Genomic DNA, 23,982 nt, shown 5'->3' with positions numbered 1-23,982 from the left:
GCCGGTTGATATCAAAAATATGACAATAATGGCTGCGGTGGTACTTCTGAGCTCCTGCAGCAAATCAGAAATTGAACCAGAGCCTTACACTTTTGAGGCTCCGGTTCATTTTCCGCAACCAGTCTTTGATACCGGTAACCCGATGAGTCGGGAAGGTATCGCGCTCGGCAGGATGCTGTTTTATGATGTCAGGTTATCGGCTAATAATAAAGTTTCCTGTGCAACCTGTCATGATCCGCAGCGGGCATTTACTGACGGGGCCCGGTTGAGTACTGCCGGGGTTTCTGGTAGTGCCCTGCTTCGTCATACACCTGCCCTCTTTAATCTGGCTTGGGCAACTAACGGGTTGTTTTGGGACGGAGGGGCCACCAACCTGGAATCCCAGGTTTTTGGTCCGCTGACCGCGCACGACGAGATGGGGCAGGACCTATATGAACTCATGGACGAGCTTAACGCGGTACCGGCCTATGTATCCGGTTTTCAAAATGCTTTTGATGGCCCGGTCAGTTCACAAAATGTAGCGAAGGCATTGGCGCAATTTCAGCGTTCCCTTATTTCTGCTGACTCCAGATATGATCGTTTCCGCTTGAATAAACCAGGAGGATCCCTGACTGCCGACGAGCTCAGCGGGCTGGAACTGGTTCGCCAGAAATGCCAGGGCTGTCATGCAGGAGAGCTGTTTACGGATCAGGGGTATCATAACAATGGACTGGATGCGGACTTTTCGGATACCTCCCACGAGGGGCTCTTCTTGGGACGCTACCGCATCAGTTATGATGTTTCCGACTTGGGTAAATTTAAAACGCCTTCCCTGCGTAACCTTGCTTTTACCGCCCCCTACATGCACGACGGCCGGTTTGCCACACTGGAAGATGTGCTGGAACATTATTCCACAGGGGTGAAGAATTCAGCAACGCTCGATAAACTGATCCCTGCCTCTGGTATGGAACTGACCGGCGAGCAGAAGAAACAGGTTGTTGCATTTCTGTATACCATTACAGATCAGGAGTTTGTGCGGGATCCAGAGCATCAGAAGCCATCAAATTTTTAACAAAATGATCATTGAATGAAAAAATATCTGATAGGACTTACTTTAATTACGCTGTTCATCGCGTGCCAAAGTGAACATAAGGAAGAGCATTCCACTCACGAAAGCCATGAAGATACCAGCCATGCGGGGCATCGGAACCCTCAGGAACAGGAGTTGATGGCCATTCACGACAGTATCATGCCCAGAATGGGCGAGATGATGGACCTGCAACAGCAGCTCAAATCCCATATAAAGATGATGGACAGCCTGTTAACGCTAAAGGCAGATCCGCAGTACAAGTCACAAATGCTGCAGGCACAGGTACTGGTCGGACAATTGGAAGCGGCTGACAAATCCATGATGGACTGGATGCATCAGTATAAAGCAGACACACTGGAAAAGCTCGATGTAAGTATGGGAGAAAAATATCTTGCGGAGCAGAAAAGCAGTATCCAGGCGGTGCGTGGCCAGATGCGGCGTTCTATGGCTGCTTCAGAAAACTTTGTAAAGAAATATATAAAACAATAAAAGTAATTTAAAGTAAACTTGTTAATAGTACATAAAGCACAGGCGGTATCTGCTCCTGTGCTTTTTCGTATGTGTGCTATCAGGCCATACGTATATACTCTTTTTTTTTCGCGGCCTACTGTTTTATCTTTGGCTAAAACCTGCTTATCTGGTACCAAAATCCATTTTTCTGGCCAAAAAAGGCAATACCCGCAAATAAAACCTTCCGTCGTCGAGCCAGGTTTTTTCAAATGGAGCGCCGCTGTATTCTTCCGCTTCATGCGCAATTCCCAAATCTTCCAGCTTTCTGGAAAGTTCGCGGTTAGAATCGATGTGTGCGTGGATCGGATCAAACCGTGCCCAGTCTAAAGCGACTCCCTTGAGGGATTTCAGTTGATCAGCATAGTCGTAAATGGTCTCACCAATGGAAAAGCCACGTTGCGCTTTGATCATGTTTACCACGTTCGGTTTGAATTTGCCATTGTCCGGCTCCATAAAAAAGTCGCAATAATAGGGCGGCCGATTTAAATTGGGCAGGTAGGTCTGGCTCACCATCAGAAAAATTTGCGAAATACCGTCCAGGCTGTTGTCGGGATAGGTGGTGGAAGTATGCAATTTCTTCCAGTCGATCTGCGTATAACTCCATGGTATTTTGCCCATCCCTGTAGCAACGGGGTTGAGCGCATATACCACACTAAAAATATCCGGGCGTGTCATGGCCAGTTTCAGGGCACCTCTTCCTCCCATGAATTCACCGACCACAGCCCGGTTCTCTTTTCGCGCCATGGTCCTGAATTTTTGATCGACATAAGGTATCACTTCCTCCGTGGTATAGTCAAGCCACCGGCCGCTCACGGGTGAATTGTCATATAAGCTGCCGGTGGTGGCAGTACGGTAATCGGGTACTACAAAAATGAATTCACCGATTACTGCGTGCATCCAGGCGCGGTCAATGAGGGTGGTGACCTTTCCATCTTCCATCAGTACGTCATTGTTAGAAAAGATACTATGGAGAAAATAAACCACAGGATAATACCGCCCCGAGTTTTCGTAGCCGGGAGGGAGGTATATCTTGATTTTACGATCGGTGCTGATGCCGATACGATTTTCCTGAAGGATTTTTGAGGTTATCGTTGCTGTAACCAATTTGCCCGTTCTGGCAGGATGGGCACCCGGACTGTTTTGAGCCCGGGTTTCCCTGATCATGGCTAATAATAAAACGAAAAATAATGCACGGCGGATTGTTATCATGGTTTCTCCCTGGATTTTGGTAAGCAAAGTAAGTCCGAACCCAGGTATTACCGGAAAACAGATTGACGAAATACCCTTTTTAATTGAGCAAATGCAGCTTTAGATTGATGTAGCCGAGTGGAGGACTTTAGTGTATACGGGCCGGTAGAATTTTCATCTATTCGTGTCCTAAAATTTATTGCTTAAAAGATTTATTATCTATTTTATTGTTAATTAAATTAAAAATAATCTAATATTATTATATTTTATAGATATTAATTTACTATAATATACTTTTGTGCAGATATTTAATCTTATATACTTTAAAAATACGGAGTCGTTCTTTTCCATAATTACCGGAACAGGTTTTCGATGAAAGTCGGAATGAAAAGGGGAATCGTGTGCAAATCACGAGCTGTCGCGCAACTGTAAGTAACCTATTCACTGTCGTCCCAATGTGTCCAATGGTCTTCGGGCCAGGAACGGCGGACGCCAGGTTACAAGTCAGGATACCTGCCTGCTACCGGACAGACAATGTTTTCGCGTAATAAAACACGAGCCTGATTATATTTTCGACAGCCTCTCCGGGGCGGTTGTCGCTGTCTCAGTATGCCATTTCTCGAAGCATTGTTACATTCTGCAATGCACTTTTAAACTATTTTATCAAAATAAACCGACGAAATGTTAACACAAAACCTGGGCTATCCACGGATAGGCGAACAAAGAGAACTAAAAAAAGCATGTGAGCAATATTGGGCGGGTAAGATGGCCCTGACGGAATTACATCGCGTTGCACAGAAGATCAAAGAAGAGAACTGGCTGACACAGCTGAATGCAGGTATTGACATCATCCCCTGCAATGATTTCAGTTTTTATGATCATGTACTGGACACAAGCCTTTTGCTGGGGGTGATACCTCAGCGTTACGCACCGGTGCTTGCACAGGACGGTGACCATGCGGAAACGGATCTTTACTTTGCGATGGCGCGTGGCTACCAGAGAAACGGCCTGGATATCACGGCCATGGAAATGACCAAGTGGCTGGATACCAACTATCATTACATTGTCCCGGAGTTTACAGCCCAGCAGGAATTCAGTATTTACAATGAAAATATCTTTGCTGAATATACCACCGCCCGAAGGCTGCTTGGCCAAAAGGCAAAGCCTGTGCTGGTGGGGCCGGTAAGTTACCTGCTCCTTGGTAAGGAAAAGGAACAGGGTTTTGAACGTATCGATCTTCTCGAAAAACTGATTCCCGTATACATCGAAATCCTCAACCGCCTGGGCGCTTTGGGTGCGGAATGGATACAGCTGGATGAGCCCTGCCTTGCACTTGATCTTTCAAAAAAGGAAGAAGAAGCATTTGAAGCTGCCTATCGGGCTATTGCGGGACAGGTCGGCGGGGTCAGACTGATGGTTGCTACTTATTTTGAAGCTTTGCTGGACAATACTTCTTTGGCCGTGAACTTGCCTGTTGAAGCTTTGCATATTGATCTGGTACGCGGGCCGGAGCAGTTGGATGAAGTCCTGGCGTTGGTTCCGGATGGGCTTTTATTGTCGCTGGGTGTGGTTGACGGACGTAATGTATGGAAGAACGATTACGAAAAATCATTAAGCCTGATCTATAGGGCGGTGGAGAAGCTGGGAGCAAAGCGGGTGATCGTAGCACCATCATGCTCACTGTTACATAGTCCGATTGATCTTGACCTGGAAACCGCTCTGGACCCTGAAATCAAAAACTGGATGGCATTTGCCAGGCAGAAACTCGGGGAAGTCGATGCGCTGAGGCAGATCTTAGAAGGAAACAATACGTTACTTGAGGCTAACCGGAAAGCGATTGAAAGCAGGCGTACTTCACAAAAGGTACACAGGCAAGCCGTAAAGGACCGTGTGGCGGCCCTTACGGAAGCGGATGCAACCCGTGCGAGTGCTTTTCCCGTCCGGCAGCGCATCCAGCGTGAACGCTTTCACCTTCCTTCCTTCCCGACCACCACGATTGGCTCATTCCCGCAAACGGATGATATACGCCAACTGCGTGCCAGATTCAAAAAAGGAGATCTGACGGTTGAGCAATATGAGAAATCCATCGAGCAGGCTACCATTGATGCCATTCGCTGGCAGGAAGAGATTGGGCTGGATGTTCTTGTGCATGGAGAATTTGAACGGAACGATATGGTGGAATATTTTGGAGAGCAGCTCGAAGGGTTCCTTTTTACCAAAAATGGCTGGGTACAGAGTTATGGTAGTCGTTGTGTAAAGCCGCCGGTGATTTATGGCGACATAAGCCGTCCGAAGGATATGACCGTACGATGGAGTACCTTTGCTGCCGCGCAGACGGACAGGCCCATGAAGGGTATGCTGACTGGCCCGGTGACGATCCTGCAGTGGTCCTTCGTGCGCGACGACCAGCCCAGAGAAGTGACTACGAATCAGATCGCATTTGCTGTTCATGACGAGGTACTCGCACTGGAGCAGGCGGGCATCGGGATGATTCAGATCGATGAAGCGGCGATACGGGAGGGGTTACCTTTACGGAAGGCCAGGCGTCCACATTATTTGGATTGGGCCGTAAAGGCTTTCAGGATTACGGCAGGAGGTGTGCAGGACCGCACACAGATACATACCCATATGTGTTACAGTGAGTTTAATGACATAATAGAGCACATTGCTGCGATGGATGCCGACGTCATCACGATTGAAACGTCCCGTTCGCAAATGGAATTGCTGCAGGCATTTGCCCATTTTGAATATCCGAACGAAATAGGTCCGGGGGTGTATGACATCCACTCGCCGCGCGTACCGGGCACGGAAGAAATGACATCCCTCTTGGGAAGAGCGGCGGATCTGCTGCCGGCCGAAAACCTGTGGGTGAATCCCGACTGCGGTTTGAAAACGCGCAAATGGCCCGAAACCAAAGCAGCCCTTGAAAATATGGTGGCGGCTGCCCGGCAAGCTCGTGAACAGATTGCAGTAAATGCGTAATCAACTACCCCCCAAGGGCGGACAATTTGGACCGTCCTTGGGGGTAAGAAATTTGCCTGTTTTTATTTATGATGTACTGCGGGTATTGATATTATAAAAAAGGAAATAATTTTGCCCTGGAAACGGGAACGTACTGCCCGATAACATCAGGGATTACGGGAAAAGGATTGGGGAAAGACCATAGAATTACCCGGTGCTTTTTTTCAAACCCTGGGATGGATGCAAGGGAGTAAAAGCACAGGCAAACGAAGGAGCAGACGATGATCCGATCCGTTGTGCGGATAGCTTTTAAGAAATGAAAATGGTGGCCTGAGGCCCGATTTTAAATACAAAAATGTTCATACAAAAGATCAAATCAAGAGAATCGGGGGTGTTGCTTTATGGTATCACTCCGCCCAAGGCCGCTACTGCCGCCGAACGCGTTGCGGAAATTGCAGAGAGAACTACCGAGCGCTTGTCTTTATTGGATATTGACGCGCTGATTGTATATGATGTTCAGGACGAGTCGGCGCGGACCACGGAGGAAAGGCCGTTTCCATTTATCAATGCCCTGGATCCCCTGACGTTTGCGTCGGAGTATCTGGGTGGTCTAGGCATTCCGAAGATCATTTACCGTCCGGCTGGAAAATTTTCGTCTGAGGAACTCACCGACTGGCTGGAACAGCTACATGAGCAGAGCTTTTATCCTGTTTTTGTTGGTGTACCGGCACCTGACTTTCCTGTCAAAACCAGTCTTCCGGAAGCCTATCAGATCTGGGAAAGACATCAGGAAACATCCGTCATTGGTGCAGTGACCATCCCGGAACGGCACAAAGTACTACAAGACGAGGATATCAGGATACTGGACAAGATGAGCAGCGGGGTATCTTATTTTATATCCCAATGTGTTTTTGATTTGGAATATGCCAAACAGGTGGTAGCAGACCTGGCCGCCACCTGTGAAAAGAGACAGATCGCTCCTCCGACCATCATATTCACAATCAGCACCTGCGGGTCGGCAAAAACTTTGCATTTCATGGAATGGCTGGGTATTCACGTGCCGGCTCAGTTAAAGCAAGATCTGGAAGCAGCTGAAGATATGCTGGAAAAATCGGTGCGTGTATGCCTGGAGATTGCGTCTGAGCTGACAGCATTTTGTATGGATCGCTCGATACCCTTTGGATTTAATATAGAAAGTGTTGCTATCCGCAAGGCGGAGATAGAAGCGTCGGTTGAAATGACGCGTGCGATAGGCCGGATGCTGGAAGACAAAGGGATAAGGCAATCGCAGGCGTCAGCGATTGCCAAAGATGCGAACGAGCTATCAGATACCGGCAGTTATGTGAGCTGATAGCTGGATTATTCCGGGGATCATAAAGTGGGTAGATTTTGATTTGAAAATGCAACAATAACCTTCATCCCAGGCGCGGTGAATGTGTGTCACGGGCAACCGTTCGGGCTACTCAGATGAAATATATCCTGCGTAAAGCAGTAGTTACAAAGCGCGTTTTTTTGCCTGAGTCAAAATTCAGGAAAATTACAGGAGAAATCAGGGCTTATTGTTTGCCGGTGACCTTGGTTTTACTGTTTTTGATTTCGGTGAGCAGTTGCTTAAGTTCTTTCACCTTGTCTGGGTAACGTGCGTACAAATCTTCTGTTTCTGAAATATCGGTTGCTAAATTAAAAAGCTGGCCCGCAGGCTGACCTGCCGTTTCATTGATTTTTCGGGGTTCGGTGAATCCTCCGGAACCAAGTCCTTCAATCAGTTTCCAGTCACCTTTGCGTATCGCAAAAAAACCGATCGATGAGCTATGAACAACAGCGGGTTGGGTGGCAATCTCTTTGGATTTGCCCAGTAACACGTCCAGTATACTGTAACTGTCTTCCGTATTGTAAACGGGGCTGGTTTCTCCCGTCAATTGCTGGCAGGTAGCCATCAGGTTGGCCAGCGTGGTCGTTGCATTACTTATGGTACCGGCTTTCACTTTGCCAGGCCAGCGTACAATAAATGGTATCCGGTGGCCACCTTCAAAAGCATCACCTTTCATTCCTCTGAAAGGACCGGCGGCTTTATGCCCAAATTGTTCAACAAAATTCGGGCGCCAGTAGGGCCCGTTATCACTCGTGAAAATCACGAGGGTATTGTCCGAAAACCCTTTTTCCTGCAAGGTTTTCAGAATCTGGCCCACCGCTCCGTCGACCTGCTGTACAAAATCTCCATATTCTCCTGCTCCGGATTTTCCCTTGTAATCAGCAGTGGGCATCCATGGGGTGTGCGGAGCGGGCATCGGCAGGTATAAGAAGAATGGTTTTTCTTTTGATTGTAAACCGATGAAATCCGTTGCTTTCTGAATAAAAGTTGGCAGTACCTGAAGGAAATCAAAGGAAGGAGACATTTTCCCTTCACGCCAAAATGGCCCGGTGTAACCCGATGTGAGCTTGTTTCCGTCCGTGTAAGCGGTCAAGGGTTCTGTTAGTTTCTGGTTTTCCAAATAACAATAGGGGGGCATATCCAGGGAAGCGGGTAAAACATAGGAGTAGTCAAAGCCAGCGGTTTTGGGCCCGGTGGTGGTTTCTCTGGCAAAATCAATATGCTGTGGATCCATCTCCGTTTTGATTCCGTAATCCGGGGCAGCGGCAAGCTGATGATACGCTGGTTTTGAAACCCAGCCTAACCCAAGATGCCACTTTCCGATCACGCCCGTCTGATAGCCATGACTTTTCAGGAGTGAGGCAACCGTCTGACGGTCCTCTTCTATCAGGGTTTGGCTGTATCCGCGCAATACACCAACCGGCAGGCGGCTTCGCCAGGGGTAACGGCCGGTCATCAGGGAATAACGTGTGGGGGTGCAAACGGAAGAAGGCGAGTGCGCGTCAGTGAAGCGCATACCTTGTGAGGCAAGCCTGTCGATGTTGGGTGTGGAAATCTTTCCGGAGGGATTATAAATCGACACATCGCCATACCCAAGGTCATCGGCAAGTATGTACACAATATTAGGCAGGCGCTTTTTCTGAGCAACCGTAGTTATGGTAATGAATGACAAGAGCAGGAGGCAGAGAATTTGTTTCATAGTATCTGATCTAATTTGCAATAATCGTATGTTTTCCGGCGGGTATATTTTTCAATATAAAAAAACCATTTTTGAGACTGGCAGCGGTTGGCTTGCCATTTAGCAGCAAGTTCGGTTTTTCGGGGGAATACTGTATATAAATATTGGCTGTTGCCCCTCCGGGAATCTGAATTTCCATTTGATCCGCCCTTTTGCTTTTGTTGTATTTTACCAAAACCGGGCCCTTTATGGTAGGTGTTATGAGACTGACGGAAGTCAGGCGGCCGATCTGCGGCTTGACCTGAAAAGTCTCGAAACCGGGACTCAGCGGCTGTATCCCCACCAGATGCCTGACAATGATATTCGCCGGAGCAGCGCCCCATGCATGATTGAGGTCCAGATTGGGTTTATACACTTTATCCCAGGCTTCCATGGTAATGGTGGATCCGCTTCTGATCATGTTGTACCAGCTTCTTTGTGCCGTGGAGGTCATCAGTTCCAGCGCATATTGATCCTCTCCGGCTTCATAAAGTGCGTCCAACAGAAACTGCGCTCCATAAACACTGCAGGCCATCCTGCGGCTTTTGATAAAAGTCAAAACTTTTTCCCGGTCAGCCGGCCGGATCAGCCCAAAGGCCAAAGCAAACATATTGGCATGTAAGGAGCTGTGGGTGGTACTGTCGCCATCTCTTATAAGGCTGGTTTCCTCATCTCGAAATACATTCTGGAAAGAATGGTATACTTCCTTTGCTTTTTGAGTGTAAAATATTTCGTCGTCTGTTCGCTTAAGGACGGCGGCAATTTGTCTGATCAGGATCAGATTCCGGTAATAAAATGCATTAATCACCGGGTTATAAGTCTGGTAAACGAAGCCGTCGGTTTCGCCGCCATATTCTTTTTCACTGCCGATAAAATCGCCAGTCTGTGGCCAGTCTACGTTGTCATGGAGGCCCCGCCTTCCATCAAATTTCCCGGACATATGAATGGATGCCAAAAATTCATCCGTTTGTTTATTGGTTCTGGTACTGATCAGTCCGTTTGGACCAGCAAGTTCCATCAGCAGTTTTTTTTGTAACTGGGGATAGTACTTTTTAATGAGCCCGTCATCACCCGTGTACATGTAGTCGTTCCAGGCAATCAGAATATTCTGGAGGCTCCATTCGGTAGGCCAGGTGGGATGATAGAGCAGGTAATCCATCGTTCTTCGGGCCATGCTATACTCGGCGTCGACGGCGTAATGAGAGAGTTGATTAATGAGCGCATCGGCTTCGTAGGGGATTCTTTCGCGGTCGCCGTCTACATAATAGCCGGTAAAGCTGGTTGCTTTGACAGAATATTTACAAAGGTCCCAAACCTGGTTGAGGATGGTATCACTGGATGCGAAGTCTGAAGCCTCTGAATTAAAAGGATAAAAAATGATCTTGCGCCGAACAGCATCCGGTGCAAGTCTTTCCTTATAGTTTTGAATGGTGACATACCTGAACGGATAAACTTCCCCTGCATAGCCAGGCATTAAAATAGGGTTCCGGCTGTTTCTTTTTACGTTTTCGGGCCATTGAATCTGATAATTGTGTGTGCCTTTTTTTAACAATAGCGGGATTTTCAGGTAGCGGATATTTCGTCCGGGGTTTTTGTCAATGGAGAAGGGTTTGTCAGTCAGTTCACCCACTTCGATCCAGATGGTATCTGCCTGGCTGCTGTTTAATTGTAGCTGTAATTGTGAAAGGGCGTCTTTACCGAAATCAAGGAAATAGGAATTCGGACCCGTTTGGTTTATTTGTTGCGGCTCCTGAATTTGTGCAGCGAGAGGGTGATATGAGAAAGTATCTTTCTCATCTTTTTGAGCCGTGACGAAGGAAGTGCCTTGTGAAAATGGTGTCTTTCTGTTTTTTTCATCCCAAACCCGAACTTTCCAGTAATAGACTTTTCCCGGTAGCAAGGATTTGCCGCTGTATGTAGCTCTACTGGACCTGGACGGCACCTTTTTTGAATCCCAATAATCACCCTTGTCCTGATTTAACAGTTGTCTGGAAGAAGCAACCAGAATCTGATATGCTGTTGTAACTGGTAAGGCCGAGTCAGTCTCCCAGCTCAGCAAGGGCTTTTCCGATAATATTTTTGCAAACAGATAAAGGTTTTTTTCCTGAACGGCACGCTCGGGCGCTGTTGAGTCAGGAATCCCACTTTTGTAAACAGTGGCAGTATGCGGCAAAAGATCACAACGCAGATGAAAAGGGGGTGGCTGGCCCTTTGCTGCAAACGACACGATCAGACTGGCTAATGCCATATATTTCCACATGATGATCCGGGAGTCAGCAGTTTATTTGAAGGAGTAATTCAAAGGTTATTTTTTTCAGGAGAAAAGGTAATCAGGGGAATGTCCGGATTTACTGAATCGGGTATTTCATATACCACCCTGAACACATCCGTATTGATATCTGATATAGCCTGTTCTTTTTCCAAGTCGTGCTGGTTAATTTCAGATGCTGTTGCTTGCGGTAATGAGGTGTTCACCTTTAAGGTTATCCCTGGTAGTTGCCATCTCTTATCCTTGAATGAAGCCACCGATGCCCCCTTGGCATAAATAAAAAGCTGAATGTTTTTCACGTCTCTGGAAGCAGGATAAATTTCCATACCGGTTTTGCTGACTTTAACGTCCGTGGTCCCGTCACCCGGGACAAGCAGCCACCCAATGTCCGAATCCTTCGTTTTCCAGTGAATTGCTCCCGTTCTGATTTGATTCCATGGTCGGCGGTTTCCCCACAAACCGCCCATCATCCAGTCGCGGTTGATCATCGCTGTAACCTGCTTAACAGTATCACCAGTGTAATAATTGGGCACCGTTCGGCTGAGATAACGGCCTGATCGCAGCGTTTTTAGTCGTGTCAGCTCCTTTTTCGGAATTTTCAGGCCGAGGTGGAAAATGGTGGCAATGTTACTGACTTCACCAAATTTAGGACCCTGCCCCGAGGGCATAGGGGCTAGTTCTTTTTTATCCAGCGCCAGTGCGATCCAAAGGCCCATGATGGAATAATACTTTTGCATATCCATACCATAACCTCTGAAATAAGGGCCGGGCATATTTTTGAGATCCGGATTATAAAATGTAGTAACCTCGTGCCAGAATTCCTTTTCCAGTGTGGCCCCCATCTGTTTTATTTCCTCTGATACAGCCAGTTCGCGCCAAAACGCCAGCGCAACCAGAGTTACACCATAATAAGTGGGGGAGTTGTATTCGCTGAAAGTGTGGTGCCTGTTGTAAAGTGCCAAAATGTTTTTTGCCTTCTCCAATCCTGCCTTTTTTATTTCAGGCATATCAAACCGGGCTCCTGTGTAATCCATCAGAAAAGCACTCATGATGGAAATATTGGTGTAGTCTGGCCGGACGTTTCTCTTCAATGCGCCTTTGGCGGCGTGTACCAGACCGGTTTCAATGCCTTTCACAATATCTTGCGGCAGTCGGTTTTTATAATGGTGGTAAATGATGATCAAATCGCAGCCCACAAATTCACGCCAGTTCTGATCAAATACCTCACTGGCAGCCTTTGATCTCCAGATCCCATAATTGCGGCTCTTTTCATCCTGTTCCTGATATTTCAGAATCCAGCGCAAAACGGCAACAGCGTTTTCGGTATCACCCTGACGGTTTCGCAATAACAGCGATTGTGCCAGACGGGTTTTGGATCTTATGCTGGTCTGGTCGGTCAGTACATCTTTTATTGCAGTACCGGCAGGGAATTCATCTTCAATATAAGTATCCAGCAAAAATTTCTCGTAAGGCGAAAGTGTTTTGTATGCGTATTTTTTTGATAGAATATCCGCATCTTTCTCGGGCAGGCGCTTTGCCATTACAAACGCTGACAGCCCGGAACAAAGTAAAAATAAAAGGGTTACATGTTTCATTTTCATATAGTATTTTCAGTTGCCCGTCAGGGAGCCTTTGTTATCTTTAACATCACCACTCCGTGGTGGTTGACGCTGGTTTTAAATTTGTTTGCAAAAACACCAAGGTCCTTTTGCCGCCATACATCCCTCAATTTGTATTTCCCTTTCAGCCCGATTTTGGAGAAATCAATCGAAAAGCTGACTGCGGGCTCGTTGCCCCAGTGGAAATATGACAACGGCGTTTTTCCATAATTTGCGGTATTGAACAAGCCGACCGCAAACGAGCCGTCTTCAAGCGTTTTAAGCCAGATCTGAACGCCGTCCTCCTCTAGTATCATGCGTGCCGGTTTTCCCGAAGGGTCCTGATCTATCGCAATTACCTCGTCATTGGTGAGCAAATTCAGGGTAAAAGCATCCAGCTGTTCAATGGGGCAGCCAATGAGCAGTGGCGCGGAAAGCAGGCTGAACAGGCTCACGTGGCTATATTGTTCATCGGGTGTGAGGCGGGTTGGGTGCAGTTCCGGGCCGGTTGATACATTCCCTATGATCATCATATCGGGATCGAGCCAGTGGCCGGGGCCGGAATACGGGGCCCACTTATCCAACGTGAAAGCCAGCTGATACAGGCTTGGCCAGCTGTCCCGGATATCAGGACCGGTGCGGTACATGTTGGCCAGGCGGTTCCAGTCGTTTACGTGAGCAAACGGCGCAGAATTGGACAAGCTGAAAATAACATCCCTTCCAGACTGCTTCAAGGCTGATGACATGCGTTCGGTGGAATTTACATCGATCCGCCAGTCGTATTTAAGAAAGTCAATTCCCCATGCTGCCATTTGCCGGGCGTCATTGGTTTCAAACCTGTATTTTGCAATGCGATTAAAGGAACGCCGGTTGACCATGATCGATTCATGCGTTTCTCCCCCTTTTTCAAAGTCCGAAGAATTGCCCGCATAACCCCCATAACTGGAAATGTAAGGGGTTGAATACAATCCGGCTTTTAACCCAAGCGAATGGATGTAATCTACCATACCTTTAAAATCGGGGAATTTTTCATTGGGTTGCAGCGCGTTCATCGGGCCGCTTCGTACTCCCTGCCAGGCGTCATCAATGTTGATGTAGGTCCATCCATGATCTTTTAATCCGGTTTTCACCATGGCGTCGGCAGATGCAATTACTTTTTCCCTGTCGATGTGCGTTTCCCATGAATTCCAGCCATTCCAGCCTATGGGCGGGGTAAGGGCAATGGTATCTCCCACTTTTATGGTTAGCTTCTTTACCGATTCGCCGAGTTTGTTCTTTGCTTTGAGGGTAGTAATGTAGGTTCCTCTGCGGTCAATTTTACCCGTTATAATTCCTGTTTTTTTGTCTACGAAGAGCCCGTTTGGTAAGTTAGTGGCTGAAAATTCCATAGGCGTATTTCCTGTGGCGGCAATGGTGTAGAGAAACGGGTTCCCGGGTGTCACGCCAAAAATTCTGGCCGAATTTATTTGGGGAGTTTTTGAAGGCGGAGGGGTCAGGATATATTTTTCATCCGAATTTGGAAAATGTCCCGGCATGTGTTCACCAGACATCAGCAGTTGTGCATTGGCCCAGTTGGCATAGGTTCTTTTGTTATTGGAACCACCTACGTCGTCGGTAATCAGCAGCCCAAGTCTGCTAATTCCGGTAAGGTTAACGTCAATTTTCTGTGCATCGTCACCTACTTTCAAGGGTTTGCTTTCAAAAAGAATTTTGTTGTCGCCCAGGACGTAAAATTTTATGGGTATTTCTTTATTGCCAGCATCGTCTGCACCGATTACGGCTGTAAAAGCCGATGCCTTATTGTTGAGAAAAAAATTCAGAATGCTGACAGACTGAGCGCCGACGCCTCTTTTGAAATGAACTCCATTGATCCTGATAGAATCACCGGTGTAATTTCCCTTCGCAGTAACGGGCCTAATTCCCTCGGAATAGGTTTGAATCAAAAGGTCGTCGAGCCAGATACTTTTTGTTTTTTGAGCATAAGAATCAAATGCTGTTATATATAAAGCAATGATTAAAACGCATCTGATTGCATAGTTCATTTTTGATTTACTTTTACTAGGGAAAGGTTTATACATTATTTTGAAGATCCTTCAGGTATCATTTTTAGCATTACTACACCGTGATGACGGATTTGGGTCTGGTATTTTTGGTCAAAAGAACCAATGTCCGTTTGCCGCCATACATCCCGTAGTTTAAACTTTCCTTTCAGCCCGATTTTCGAAAATTCGAATGTGAACGCTTTGGGTTTTTCATCACCCCAGCGGAAATAGGATTCTGGTGTTTTTCCAAAATCAGCGGTGTTGAAAAGACCAACGGCATAGGATCCGTCTTCCAGCGATTTTAGCCAGATCTGCACGCCATTTTCTTCCGAAACAAGCCGTGCTGGCTTCCCCAGCGGATCCTGATTGATAGCAATCACCTCGTCATTGGTTAGCAAATTCAACGTGAAGGCATCAAGCTGTTCAATGGGGCAGCCAATTAAAAGCGGTGCGGATAAAAGACAGAATAAACTGACATGACTGTATTGTTCGTCGGGTGTAAGACGGGTGGGGTGCAGCTGCGTACCCGTTGTCACATTACCCAGGATCATCATGTCGGGGTCGTTCCAGTGTCCCGGACCGCCATAAGGGCTCCATTTGTCAAGTGTGAAAGCAGAGACAAACAAACTGTTAAAGCTGTCGCGGATGTCGGGTCCGGTGCGGTAAGCGTTTGTTAACCTGGCCCAATCCTGCACATGGCTAAAAGGAGCGGAATTGGAAATGCTGTACAAAATATCCCTGCCCGATTCCTTCAATGCAATCGACATGCGTTCTGCCGAAGGTACCTCTAAACGCCAGTCGTATTTGAGGTAATCAATTCCCCACTCGGCCATTTGCAGGGCGTCATTTTTTTCAAAACGGTATTTGCCTATGTAACGGAAAAGCCTTTTATGATCTCGCACGGAATCCGGAAAAAAACCGTTTTCCAAATTGGATGAACCACCCGTAAATCCGGCATAACTGGAAATCCAGGGAGTAGAATAAAGGCCCGCTTTCAAACCCAGGCTGTGAATGTAATCAACCATTTCCCTGAATTTCGGGAACTTTTCATTGGGTTGAATGGCATTAAACTTACCGCCGCGCTGCCCTTGCCAGGCGTCGTCAATGTTGATATAAGTCCAGCCATGCTGGCTTAGCCCCGTCCGAACCATAGCATTGGCAGAAGAAATGACTTTTTCGCGGTCTATGTTTCTCGCCCAGGAATTCCAGCCATTCCAGCCAATGGGAGGGGTAAGCGCGATGGTATCTCCAATCTTTATCCTTAGATTTTCAACCGCCTGGCCAAACCGGTTTTTTGCTTTTAAAACCACAGTATAACTGCCCCGTTGTTTGATACTGCCTGTAATGATCCCTGTTTTGGTATCCAAAGAAAGACCGGAAGGTAAGTTTTGTGCGGAGAAAATGACGGGTCTTTCTCCTGTTGCAGCTATGGTGTACAAAAACGGATTGCCGGGGGTTGCTCCGAAAACTTTTGCTGCGTTTATCCTTGGTGCTTTGGCAGGAGGTGGTGTTAAAATGTAGCGTTCGTCATCATTGGGAATATTTTGTGGAAGATGGTTCTTTAGCATTTCAAAACGCGCATCAGCCCAGTTGGCATAGGTTTTGGTTAAACCTTCGTCGTTGACCATCACCAGTAAACCTAATCGTTTGATTCCCGTCAGATTCACATAGACGGCTTGCGGCGCTTCTCCCCATCGGATCTCACGGCTTTTGAAAAGAATTTTCCGGTCGCCAATGACGTAAAAAGTATGCGGCAAAGACTTATTCCCTTTATCATCTACGCCTACCAAAGCGGAAAATCCGGTAGCATTTCCATTCAGGTAAAAGGCGAGGATACTAGTCGAATTTACCCCGACGCCATGTTTGTAGTGAACGCCTTTGATCAGCATCGGATCGCCGCTTGCATTGGTTTTTCCAAGGACCGCTGGAATTCCTTCGGAAAAAGATTTGATATTTAAATCATCCAGCCAAAGACCGGATAATTTTTGAGCATAAGCCTGTGAACCGGTAAGAAACATGCAGCCCGAGACGAGTAGTACCCGAAGTATATTCATTTACGGTAATTCATTTTTGAAGCTATCGGTGGCATGGCTGATCCATCAGGCTTTTTACGAAGCTATACGAACTAGCCATGCCACCGATTAGTTTGGGCACGGTGTTACTGATTAAAAATCAATAACCGTCATTTTGTTTAAGAGGAGGGTACGATAAGTCTATTTCACTTTGCGGGATAGGGCGCAAGTAGTGTTTTTCTGAAATGAGGATTCCCTTGTTGGCCCATGGGTTGTATTTCTTCACACGCTCTATCAGTTTTCCGGTTCTTTTCAGGTCAAACCAGCGGGAATATTCCCCCATCAATTCTCTGGCGCGTTCATCCAGAATGAGGTCAATGGTGATGTTGGCAGGCGTTGCACGGTACGAAACGGCGGCCTGGGAGGTGACATCCGCCGGATTAGCCGCACATTTAGGGTCAGCATTTTTCTTGGCACCCAGTGCACGGTCCAGTACCTTGTTGTAGTATATGTCAGCCGTTCCCAATTTTCCGCCTTTGGCCCCTTTTACAATCGCTTCTGCTGCGATAAGATATGCTTCTGCGGAGCGGAAAACAGCCTCGTTAAATGTCCCCTGCGCGTCGCCATTGGGGATACCCGGCTGCCAGAATTTCCACATCAGCGGATATTCCCCGGCACCGAATCCGGAGGTTGTGGGATAGGCACCGCCATACTCTGAAACATTCATGATGGCAAACTTTTTCTTACCGCCCACGTCAATTCCCTTGTCGTTCAGGTTTGTGACGGGAGTATTCCAGGGTGGGAAAAATACGACAGTATCACCTACGGCAATGTCAATTTTCAGGTTGGGATTGGATGGAATGGGCTTGAAATCTTTTACTGCTGCCAGAGCCAGCCCTGCATCCAGGAAGTTGTGATCGTAACGGCTGTCCAACTGCGGGTCAAAAAGGCGGTACATGGCTGGCGTGGTCACATGAAACGGCTGATACCGGTTATAGTCGCTGGTTCGCCCTTTGGATCCGGCATAGGAATCGGCATTACCTCCGAAGACCGAATGCAGGTTATTGCCGCCTGCCACGTCGTATGCAAAAGCCAGGTCCGTTTTATTGGTAAGCACTTCACTGCTGTATTGTACGGCAAAAACGATTTCAGGATTCTTGTCATTTTGAGCACCCGTATATTGTTTCAGCACGTTTTCATTCCGTGTCGGAAACAAAAGGTTGTAGGATGTTGCCAATGGGTAGGCATCAATCACTTTGTCGGCATACTGAAGGGCTAGGTCGAAGTCGGCAGCGGTACCGCCCAGGGAGTTTTTGAAATTCCAGCCTCTGGTCAGGTATACCCGTGAAAGCAGAAACTGTGCCGTGCCTTTGGTGATCCTTCCATAATTGGTTGCCGTGACAGGTAATTTTGCTTCGCATTCCAAAAGATCTTCAATAATCTGTTTATAGATGTCGGCCGATGCAGCTTTAACCGATTCTTTACTGCCCGATGTGATTTCTTTCAACGGCATAGGCACATCGCCCCAGTGCTGTACAAGATAAAAATAGCAAAGGGCCCGAAGAAACTTGGCTTCCGAAACGCGCGCATCTTTTAAGGCCGGGGCCATGGTAGTGATGTCTGCGGAGCGGTCAATGGCAGTATTGGTACGACCAATTTCGGCATATAACAGTTGCCAGAGACTCTGTAGTTCTGCAACTGAACTGGCATTAAAACCCGCATCATAAGTATCTAAGGACGGAGCCACCGTTACCAAAGGAGATGACCAGCCGGATGCAGATGTGAAAATATCCGTACCATTTAAAACCAGCTGCCTACTCTGGTGGATGTTCCGAAGCAATGGGTAGCAGGAACGGATCAGATCTTCAAAACCTGCTTCTGTTTTATAGTAAACGTCTGTGGTTAAGGTTGTAACAGGTTTCTCTGTGAGAAAGTCCTCGCTGCATCCGGAGGCAATCAAGCCTGTCAGCCCAACCGCTAATGTAATGGAACGTATATGTTTAAAATTTTTCATTTTTGCTCTGGTTAATATTTTAAAAACTGATGTTCACACCAACGGTATAGGCGGCAGAGGGTACGTCGTCCTGATAAATGGCGGAGTTGAACTCAGGGTCGAAGCCGGTGAACTTGCTGAAAACAAAAGGATTGGTTACCTGGCCATAGAATCGGGCATGGGTCATTTTCCATTTGCTGATCAGGCCGGAAGGTAAGGAGTAACCGAGGGTCAGATCGGAAATCCGTAGGAAACTTGCATCCTGATAATTGATAGCGTTGCGATAGGGGTTGGCTGCGGCGACACCGAAATAGGTATTGGAAGGGTTGTCGCTTCTCCAGTAATCCAGGTCAGCCAGCTTGTTGTAACGGGTTCCGCCGATTTCCCCGAAAGTTCCTGATAATGAACTGTTATAATACTGCACGCCATTGCGGTAATACACAAAGAAGGAGAAATCAAAACTTTTGTAACTAAACCTGTTGGTCACACCCAGAATCCAGTTAGGCAATGCAGAACCCAGTACGACGCGGTCGTCGATAGCATCGGTGGAAGAGATCAGGCCGTCATTGTTCTGGTCCACCACACGTACGGAACCGGGAACCTGTTTGTATTTGGAAGCCAGGTCTTTATCCGCCGTTTGCCAGATACCGTCAAATTTATAGTCGAAGTTGGAACGTAATGGTTTTCCTACGAAGAGTTTGTTGCCTTTATCTACCTGCTGGCCGTCGCCGTACAATTCAAGCAGTTTGTTTCTGTTTCTGGTGAAAGAAAATGTACTGTTCCAGCCAAACGGGCCTTTGGCAATATTAACCGTGTTTAAAGTCAATTCAATACCCTTGTTTTCGATCTGACCCACGTTGGCAATTTGCTGTGCAAAGCCGTTGACAGTCGGTATTTTTTGGTTCAGGATCAGGTCAACCGTTTTCCGGTTATACAGTTCCAAAGATGCTGAAATACGGTTTTTGAAAAAACCAAAATCCACCCCTACGTTAAATTCCTTGCTTCGTTCCCATTTCAGGTTTTTATTAGCAAGATTTAAGGGCGCAAAACCGTAGGCCGCCGTTCCGTCAAAGTCGTAACCGGTATTAAGCAGATTGGCCTGGGTGCTATATGGGCTAACGGTAGAATTACCCACCTGTCCGTAGCTGAGCCGGAGCTTCAGATTGGAAAATACATTCAGGTCAGAGATAAATGCCTCGTCACCCAGCCTCCAGGCAAGTGCTACAGATGGGAAAAACGCCCATTTATTTCCCTCCGAAAGCTGTGAGGCCCCGTCGGAACGCCCGGTGACGGTCAGTAAATATTTGTCGTTGTATGAATAATTGACACGCCCCATGAAGGAAAGCAGCGAGCGCTCCACAAGCGAACTACTAATGGATGTAATGGTACCGGTGTTTAATGCGTACCAGTCCGAATTATAAGGCAGGTCTTTTACGGCAGTCATGTAAGCCTCGTTGCGCTGGTAAAACGTACTTTGTAATGCCGTTATGCCAAACTTGTGTTTTCCAAAACCTCCATTGTAGGTAATGATGTTATCCAGAGTGTAGTTACCCTGCGTCTTGTTGTCATACTGCGCGCGTGGTTTATTACCTATCTGCGATTTGGACCAGGTTCCCCGGTAATCACCTATCCTGTCGGAACCAAAGGAAGCCGATAGAGATGAACGGATGCTGAGCCCTTTCAGCGGAATGTACTCAACATAGGCATTTCCCATCACCGTCTGGCTGTTGGTCTGCAGTTTGGAGTTACTTGGATCCACATCCGCCAGGGGATTAGGTACCTGCTTGTCGTTAATACCCATCCAGATAGCCAGCCCGTTGACGTTGAGATCCTGATTTTCGGATGGATTGGCGAGGTCAGTATAGTAGGGTACTCCTGATGGGCGGGCACGATAAGCACCCCTCAATGATTCCATGGATCCGACATTCTGGCTGCTATAAGTTGCATAGGAAGTGAACCCCACCTTAAAATGCTCTCCGAGTTTGCTGTCCAGCCCTGCATTGAGGTTATATCTCTTAAAACCGGTGTAAAGTACATTTCCGTTTTCGTTCAGGTAACCAGCCGAAAAACGATAGGTTGTTTTGTCAGTTCCTCCTGAAACACTTACGTTGTGGCTCATCTGTAATGCGGGATCCGTGATGAGATCCACCCAGTCCGTCGATTTACCCGAATTAATTATCTCCATTTCGGCAGCGGTAAACGTTGCCCCCACGGCACCTTCCAGAATCCTGTCGGTATACGTGTTTTTATAAAACTGCTGGGCATTCATCAGTTTGGGTAAATGGGCCGGTACTTTATAACCCACATAAGCGTCGTAACTCACTCTTGGCTTCCCTGAAAGACCTTTTTTTGTGGTCACAATGATCACACCGTTTGCTCCCCTCGATCCGTAAATGGCGGTAGATGAGGCATCTTTCAATACGTCCATGGATTGTATGTCATTGGGGTTCAGGTTGTTAAGGTTCCCGCCCATCAGTCCGTCAATGACCACAAGAGGCTCCGTGGAGTTATTGACCGTGTTTTCCCCGCGGATGGTAATGTTATACGGTGCACCGGGTTTGTTGCTCGACTTGGTGACCGTGGCCCCTGCGATCTGCCCCTGGATCGCCTTTGTCGCCATTACCGGGTTGGCACGAGTAATATCCTGGGTTTGGATGGAAGCCACTGCGCCGGTAACATCTGTCTTTTTTATTTCGCCATAACCTACCACCACAATCTCATTCAGCGACATGTCATCAGCTTTGAGGATAATATTAAAAGAGGTACGGTTGCCGACAGGGATTTCTTGTTTTACATGTCCTATGAAGCTGAATATCAGAACACTGTTTTCGTCAGGAGCCTCAATTTGAAAATTTCCGTTTTCATCAGTCGAAGTACCGCGCTGCGTCCCTTTCACTACCACGTTTACGCCTGGAAGTTTCTCCCCCGACTCGCTGCTGACCGAACCCGTTACCTTGATGTCAGCCACTTTGCGTACTACATTTTCCGTGATCATATTGCTGAGCCGGGCGGTCAGATCTGCCGGGCGCTCCGCGGACGGGCCGCCGGAAGAACCCGCAGGCTCGACATCGTGCAGCGATGTTTTTTTCTGCAGTGCTTTTTCCGACAAGATTACAAACGTTACCTGATTCACTTTTTTCGCTTTCAGGCCAAATGGTTTTAATATCTGGGACAGGCTTTTTTCTGCATTATTGCCAAACAGGAGCGCTGTGGGAGCAACAGTGATGCCTTCCAATAGTTTTTCTTCGTATAAGATATCCAGGTCGTAGTGCTTTTTGTATTTTACAAGCGCTTCCCGCAATGTGATTTTGGACGGCTCGTACTGGGCCGAAGGATTGGTTCCCACGGGCAGGTGCGAGACACTCGCCAGCACCGAAGGGCACGGAGCTGCGAGTAGTACGGCTGCGACACTTACAGACAGTAGTGATAAACGTAACGGTTGTTTCATAATTAATGAGGGGTTAAGATTTAGTAGGTTAGGGTATATGTTTCCGGAGTTTTACCGGTGCCGGGGATGATTCTGACTCCAAGGATATCGGACATGACCTGCAAAAAGTCGTCGGCGGTCTCCGCTTTGAATGTTCCACCCAGGGTACGTTTTGACAGAGACGAATCGGCAATGATGATCCGGACTCCAAAGGTTTCATTCAACTGGTCGGCAATCTGGGAAACGGGGGTGTCCTGAAACGTAAAGTGGTGGTCTTTCCATCCTGCATGCGCCGCTACCGACTGATTGTGGCTGAGCGTAAGGCTTCCCTGTTTGGATACCGTCACCACATCTCCCGGGCTGATTACCAGTGGTTTTGTGTCCTTGTTCTTTAGTGAGCGCAGCTGTACGCTGCCTTTATTCAATACCACCTTACTTCCTCTCGCCCGGCTGTAAACCATAAACTCGGTTCCCAAAACCTGTACTTCCAACTGGTCTGGTGTGCGAACAATGAAGCGGCGGTTATTGGGCAGGTGTGTGACCGAAAACTCGGCTTCTCCGGATAATTGTACCTCACGGGATTTCTTTCCAAAGTCAAACCGGGGAACTGTGAGTGTTGAATTGGCATTTAAAACGACGCGGCTGCCATCCTGTAAAACCAAACTTTTGAGCTCACCATAAGCTGTGGTGTACTTTTTGTGTAAAATGGAATCCCTGAACAGGTATCCTGTTACCACCAGTAAAAAAGTTACGGAGGCGGCAATACCCATCAGCCAAAACCAGTTACGAGGGGTGGCGGGAGGGGTTGGGGTATGAGATTCAGGGGCTATGGATTTTCCAATAAGCCGAAAATAGGCCGGATCGGTGTCTGCAATGATCTGGGGATTTTGAAGTTCCCATTCTTCCAGCCACAAAAAATACAATTCCTGGTTTTCCGGAACCGACAGGAAATCCAGGATCATAGATTTCTGCGGAGCGGTGGCACGGCCTTCAAACAAAGCCCTGACCGTCTGTTTATATATTGTCTCATTCATCGTTGAAAATTTTAGGAATAAAAGATGCCTGACCTCAGGGTTTAGATAAGGAAAGTGCCTAGCAGCGTAGAAAGCATACCATAGTTGCGTAAGGATTGCCTTAGGAGGGCAAGCACTTTGGTAATATGGCCCTCCACCGTTTTGGTGGAAAGGTTCAGTTCCTCAGCAATTACAGGGTTTTTCTTGCCTTCAAACCGGCTCATGACAAAAACCTTTTGGCCCTGAGGAGAGGCAGAGCGGATTACCTCTTCAATCTTTACGTATAGCTCGTGGAACTGCAGCAGTTGTTGGGGGGTATCAGGCCCGGGTGTACCATTGGTTTCCACGAGAAATTCAGACGGTTTTTCCCGGCTGAATTCCGCACGCAGGTAGGCATAGGCTGCATGCCGTACCGTGGTAAAGAGGTAGGCACGGTAGGAGGTTTGAATTCCTAAATGCAGATTCTTCTGCCAGAACTGGCTAAAAATCTCCATTACAAGGTCCTCAGCAACTTCTTTGGAATAAACAAACCGCACCGCATGGCTGCAAAGCGGCTGGTAATATCGTTTGAAAAGCAACTCGTATCCCTTTTCCCGGTCTACCTCGAAGTTTTTCCGGATCAGTTTTTCCGAATCTATCATCCCCGAAGACTTCACATCCGACAGCAGATTAAGATGACTTACCTGATCTGTTGGTAGGAAATTCGATTCTTTGACGCCCATAGGTGACAGGATATTATAGAATAATTATTATATATTTTATTTAAAAAGTAAGAGAAGTTTTTTGGCTTTTACCCTTGCCATTTTTGTGA

Annotated in this window: 14 protein-coding genes and 1 riboswitch; of the genes, 4 read left to right on the top strand and 10 right to left on the bottom strand. The window is 47.3% G+C overall.

What is annotated here, in order from left to right:
• The first annotated feature begins 19 nt into the window (after positions 1–19).
• A complete protein-coding gene (locus KOE27_RS28415; RefSeq protein WP_215242226.1) occupies positions 20–1,051 on the top strand; it encodes a cytochrome-c peroxidase in 1,032 nt (343 codons plus the stop codon).
• A 15-nt stretch (positions 1,052–1,066) separates the two neighbouring features.
• Positions 1,067–1,558 (top strand): hypothetical protein, encoded by a 492-nt coding sequence (locus KOE27_RS28410; RefSeq protein ID WP_215242225.1) that lies wholly within the window; start codon positions 1,067–1,069, stop codon positions 1,556–1,558.
• Between the two features lie 144 nt (positions 1,559–1,702).
• On the opposite strand, the gene KOE27_RS28405 is transcribed toward KOE27_RS28410, so the two are convergent.
• Positions 1,703–2,788: an alpha/beta hydrolase gene (locus KOE27_RS28405; protein WP_215242224.1), complete on the bottom strand. Its 1,086-nt coding sequence runs from the start codon at positions 2,786–2,788 to the stop codon at positions 1,703–1,705.
• Between the two features lie 325 nt (positions 2,789–3,113).
• Positions 3,114–3,302, top strand: a riboswitch (cobalamin riboswitch).
• Between the two features lie 146 nt (positions 3,303–3,448).
• Here KOE27_RS28405 and metE point away from each other — a divergent pair.
• Both metE and KOE27_RS28395 read left to right on the top strand, forming a co-directional pair.
• The gene (metE, locus tag KOE27_RS28400) at positions 3,449–5,749 is read left to right on the top strand and encodes a 5-methyltetrahydropteroyltriglutamate--homocysteine S-methyltransferase (RefSeq protein WP_215242223.1); all 2,301 of its coding nucleotides are present in this window, start codon (positions 3,449–3,451) and stop codon (positions 5,747–5,749) included.
• Positions 5,750–6,083: 334 nt separating this feature from the next.
• Complete coding sequence (locus KOE27_RS28395) at positions 6,084–7,079, top strand: methylenetetrahydrofolate reductase (RefSeq protein WP_215242222.1); 996 nt, start codon at positions 6,084–6,086, stop codon at positions 7,077–7,079.
• A 205-nt stretch (positions 7,080–7,284) separates the two neighbouring features.
• Here the strand turns inward: KOE27_RS28395 and KOE27_RS28390 are convergent, their stop codons facing one another.
• The 9 genes from KOE27_RS28390 to KOE27_RS28350 form a co-directional block, all read right to left on the bottom strand.
• The gene (locus KOE27_RS28390) at positions 7,285–8,799 is read right to left on the bottom strand and encodes a sulfatase family protein (protein WP_215242221.1); all 1,515 of its coding nucleotides are present in this window, start codon (positions 8,797–8,799) and stop codon (positions 7,285–7,287) included.
• 10 nt (positions 8,800–8,809) lie between these two features.
• Positions 8,810–11,065 carry an alpha-L-rhamnosidase-related protein gene (locus KOE27_RS28385; protein WP_229253031.1) on the bottom strand — a complete coding sequence of 752 codons (2,256 nt, stop codon included), beginning with the start codon at positions 11,063–11,065 and terminating at the stop codon, positions 8,810–8,812.
• Between the two features lie 50 nt (positions 11,066–11,115).
• Positions 11,116–12,681: a hypothetical protein gene (locus KOE27_RS28380; protein ID WP_215242219.1), complete on the bottom strand. Its 1,566-nt coding sequence runs from the start codon at positions 12,679–12,681 to the stop codon at positions 11,116–11,118.
• A 26-nt stretch (positions 12,682–12,707) separates the two neighbouring features.
• Positions 12,708–14,726 (bottom strand): NPCBM/NEW2 domain-containing protein, encoded by a 2,019-nt coding sequence (locus KOE27_RS28375; RefSeq protein WP_215242218.1) that lies wholly within the window; start codon positions 14,724–14,726, stop codon positions 12,708–12,710.
• Between the two features lie 35 nt (positions 14,727–14,761).
• A complete protein-coding gene (locus tag KOE27_RS28370) occupies positions 14,762–16,780 on the bottom strand; it encodes an NPCBM/NEW2 domain-containing protein (protein ID WP_215242217.1) in 2,019 nt (672 codons plus the stop codon).
• A gap of 118 nt (positions 16,781–16,898) precedes the next feature.
• Complete coding sequence (locus KOE27_RS28365) at positions 16,899–18,752, bottom strand: RagB/SusD family nutrient uptake outer membrane protein (RefSeq protein WP_215242216.1); 1,854 nt, start codon at positions 18,750–18,752, stop codon at positions 16,899–16,901.
• Positions 18,753–18,771: 19 nt separating this feature from the next.
• The gene (locus tag KOE27_RS28360) at positions 18,772–22,179 is read right to left on the bottom strand and encodes a SusC/RagA family TonB-linked outer membrane protein (protein ID WP_215242215.1); all 3,408 of its coding nucleotides are present in this window, start codon (positions 22,177–22,179) and stop codon (positions 18,772–18,774) included.
• Between the two features lie 20 nt (positions 22,180–22,199).
• Complete coding sequence (locus tag KOE27_RS28355) at positions 22,200–23,192, bottom strand: FecR family protein (protein ID WP_215242214.1); 993 nt, start codon at positions 23,190–23,192, stop codon at positions 22,200–22,202.
• A 41-nt stretch (positions 23,193–23,233) separates the two neighbouring features.
• Positions 23,234–23,893: an RNA polymerase sigma-70 factor gene (locus KOE27_RS28350; protein ID WP_215242213.1), complete on the bottom strand. Its 660-nt coding sequence runs from the start codon at positions 23,891–23,893 to the stop codon at positions 23,234–23,236.
• Positions 23,894–23,982 lie beyond the last annotated feature (89 nt).

The sequence above is a fragment of the Dyadobacter sp. CECT 9275 genome (assembly GCF_907164905.1).
In the GTDB taxonomy this organism is placed as follows: domain Bacteria; phylum Bacteroidota; class Bacteroidia; order Cytophagales; family Spirosomataceae; genus Dyadobacter; species Dyadobacter helix.
This window is presented reverse-complemented; position numbering and strand designations above follow the sequence as displayed.

Coding starts and splice junctions, on each gene's coding strand:
- KOE27_RS28415 (WP_215242226.1), top strand. CDS start 20: ATGACAATAATGGCTGCGGTGGTACTTCTGAGCTCCTGCAGCAAATCA.
- KOE27_RS28360 (WP_215242215.1), bottom strand. CDS start 22,179: ATGAAACAACCGTTACGTTTATCACTACTGTCTGTAAGTGTCGCAGCC.
- KOE27_RS28365 (WP_215242216.1), bottom strand. CDS start 18,752: ATGAAAAATTTTAAACATATACGTTCCATTACATTAGCGGTTGGGCTG.
- metE (WP_215242223.1), top strand. CDS start 3,449: ATGTTAACACAAAACCTGGGCTATCCACGGATAGGCGAACAAAGAGAA.
- KOE27_RS28390 (WP_215242221.1), bottom strand. CDS start 8,799: ATGAAACAAATTCTCTGCCTCCTGCTCTTGTCATTCATTACCATAACT.
- KOE27_RS28385 (WP_229253031.1), bottom strand. CDS start 11,065: ATGGCATTAGCCAGTCTGATCGTGTCGTTTGCAGCAAAGGGCCAGCCA.
- KOE27_RS28395 (WP_215242222.1), top strand. CDS start 6,084: ATGTTCATACAAAAGATCAAATCAAGAGAATCGGGGGTGTTGCTTTAT.
- KOE27_RS28410 (WP_215242225.1), top strand. CDS start 1,067: ATGAAAAAATATCTGATAGGACTTACTTTAATTACGCTGTTCATCGCG.
- KOE27_RS28350 (WP_215242213.1), bottom strand. CDS start 23,893: ATGGGCGTCAAAGAATCGAATTTCCTACCAACAGATCAGGTAAGTCAT.
- KOE27_RS28375 (WP_215242218.1), bottom strand. CDS start 14,726: ATGAACTATGCAATCAGATGCGTTTTAATCATTGCTTTATATATAACA.
- KOE27_RS28380 (WP_215242219.1), bottom strand. CDS start 12,681: ATGAAACATGTAACCCTTTTATTTTTACTTTGTTCCGGGCTGTCAGCG.
- KOE27_RS28370 (WP_215242217.1), bottom strand. CDS start 16,780: ATGAATATACTTCGGGTACTACTCGTCTCGGGCTGCATGTTTCTTACC.
- KOE27_RS28405 (WP_215242224.1), bottom strand. CDS start 2,788: ATGATAACAATCCGCCGTGCATTATTTTTCGTTTTATTATTAGCCATG.
- KOE27_RS28355 (WP_215242214.1), bottom strand. CDS start 23,192: ATGAATGAGACAATATATAAACAGACGGTCAGGGCTTTGTTTGAAGGC.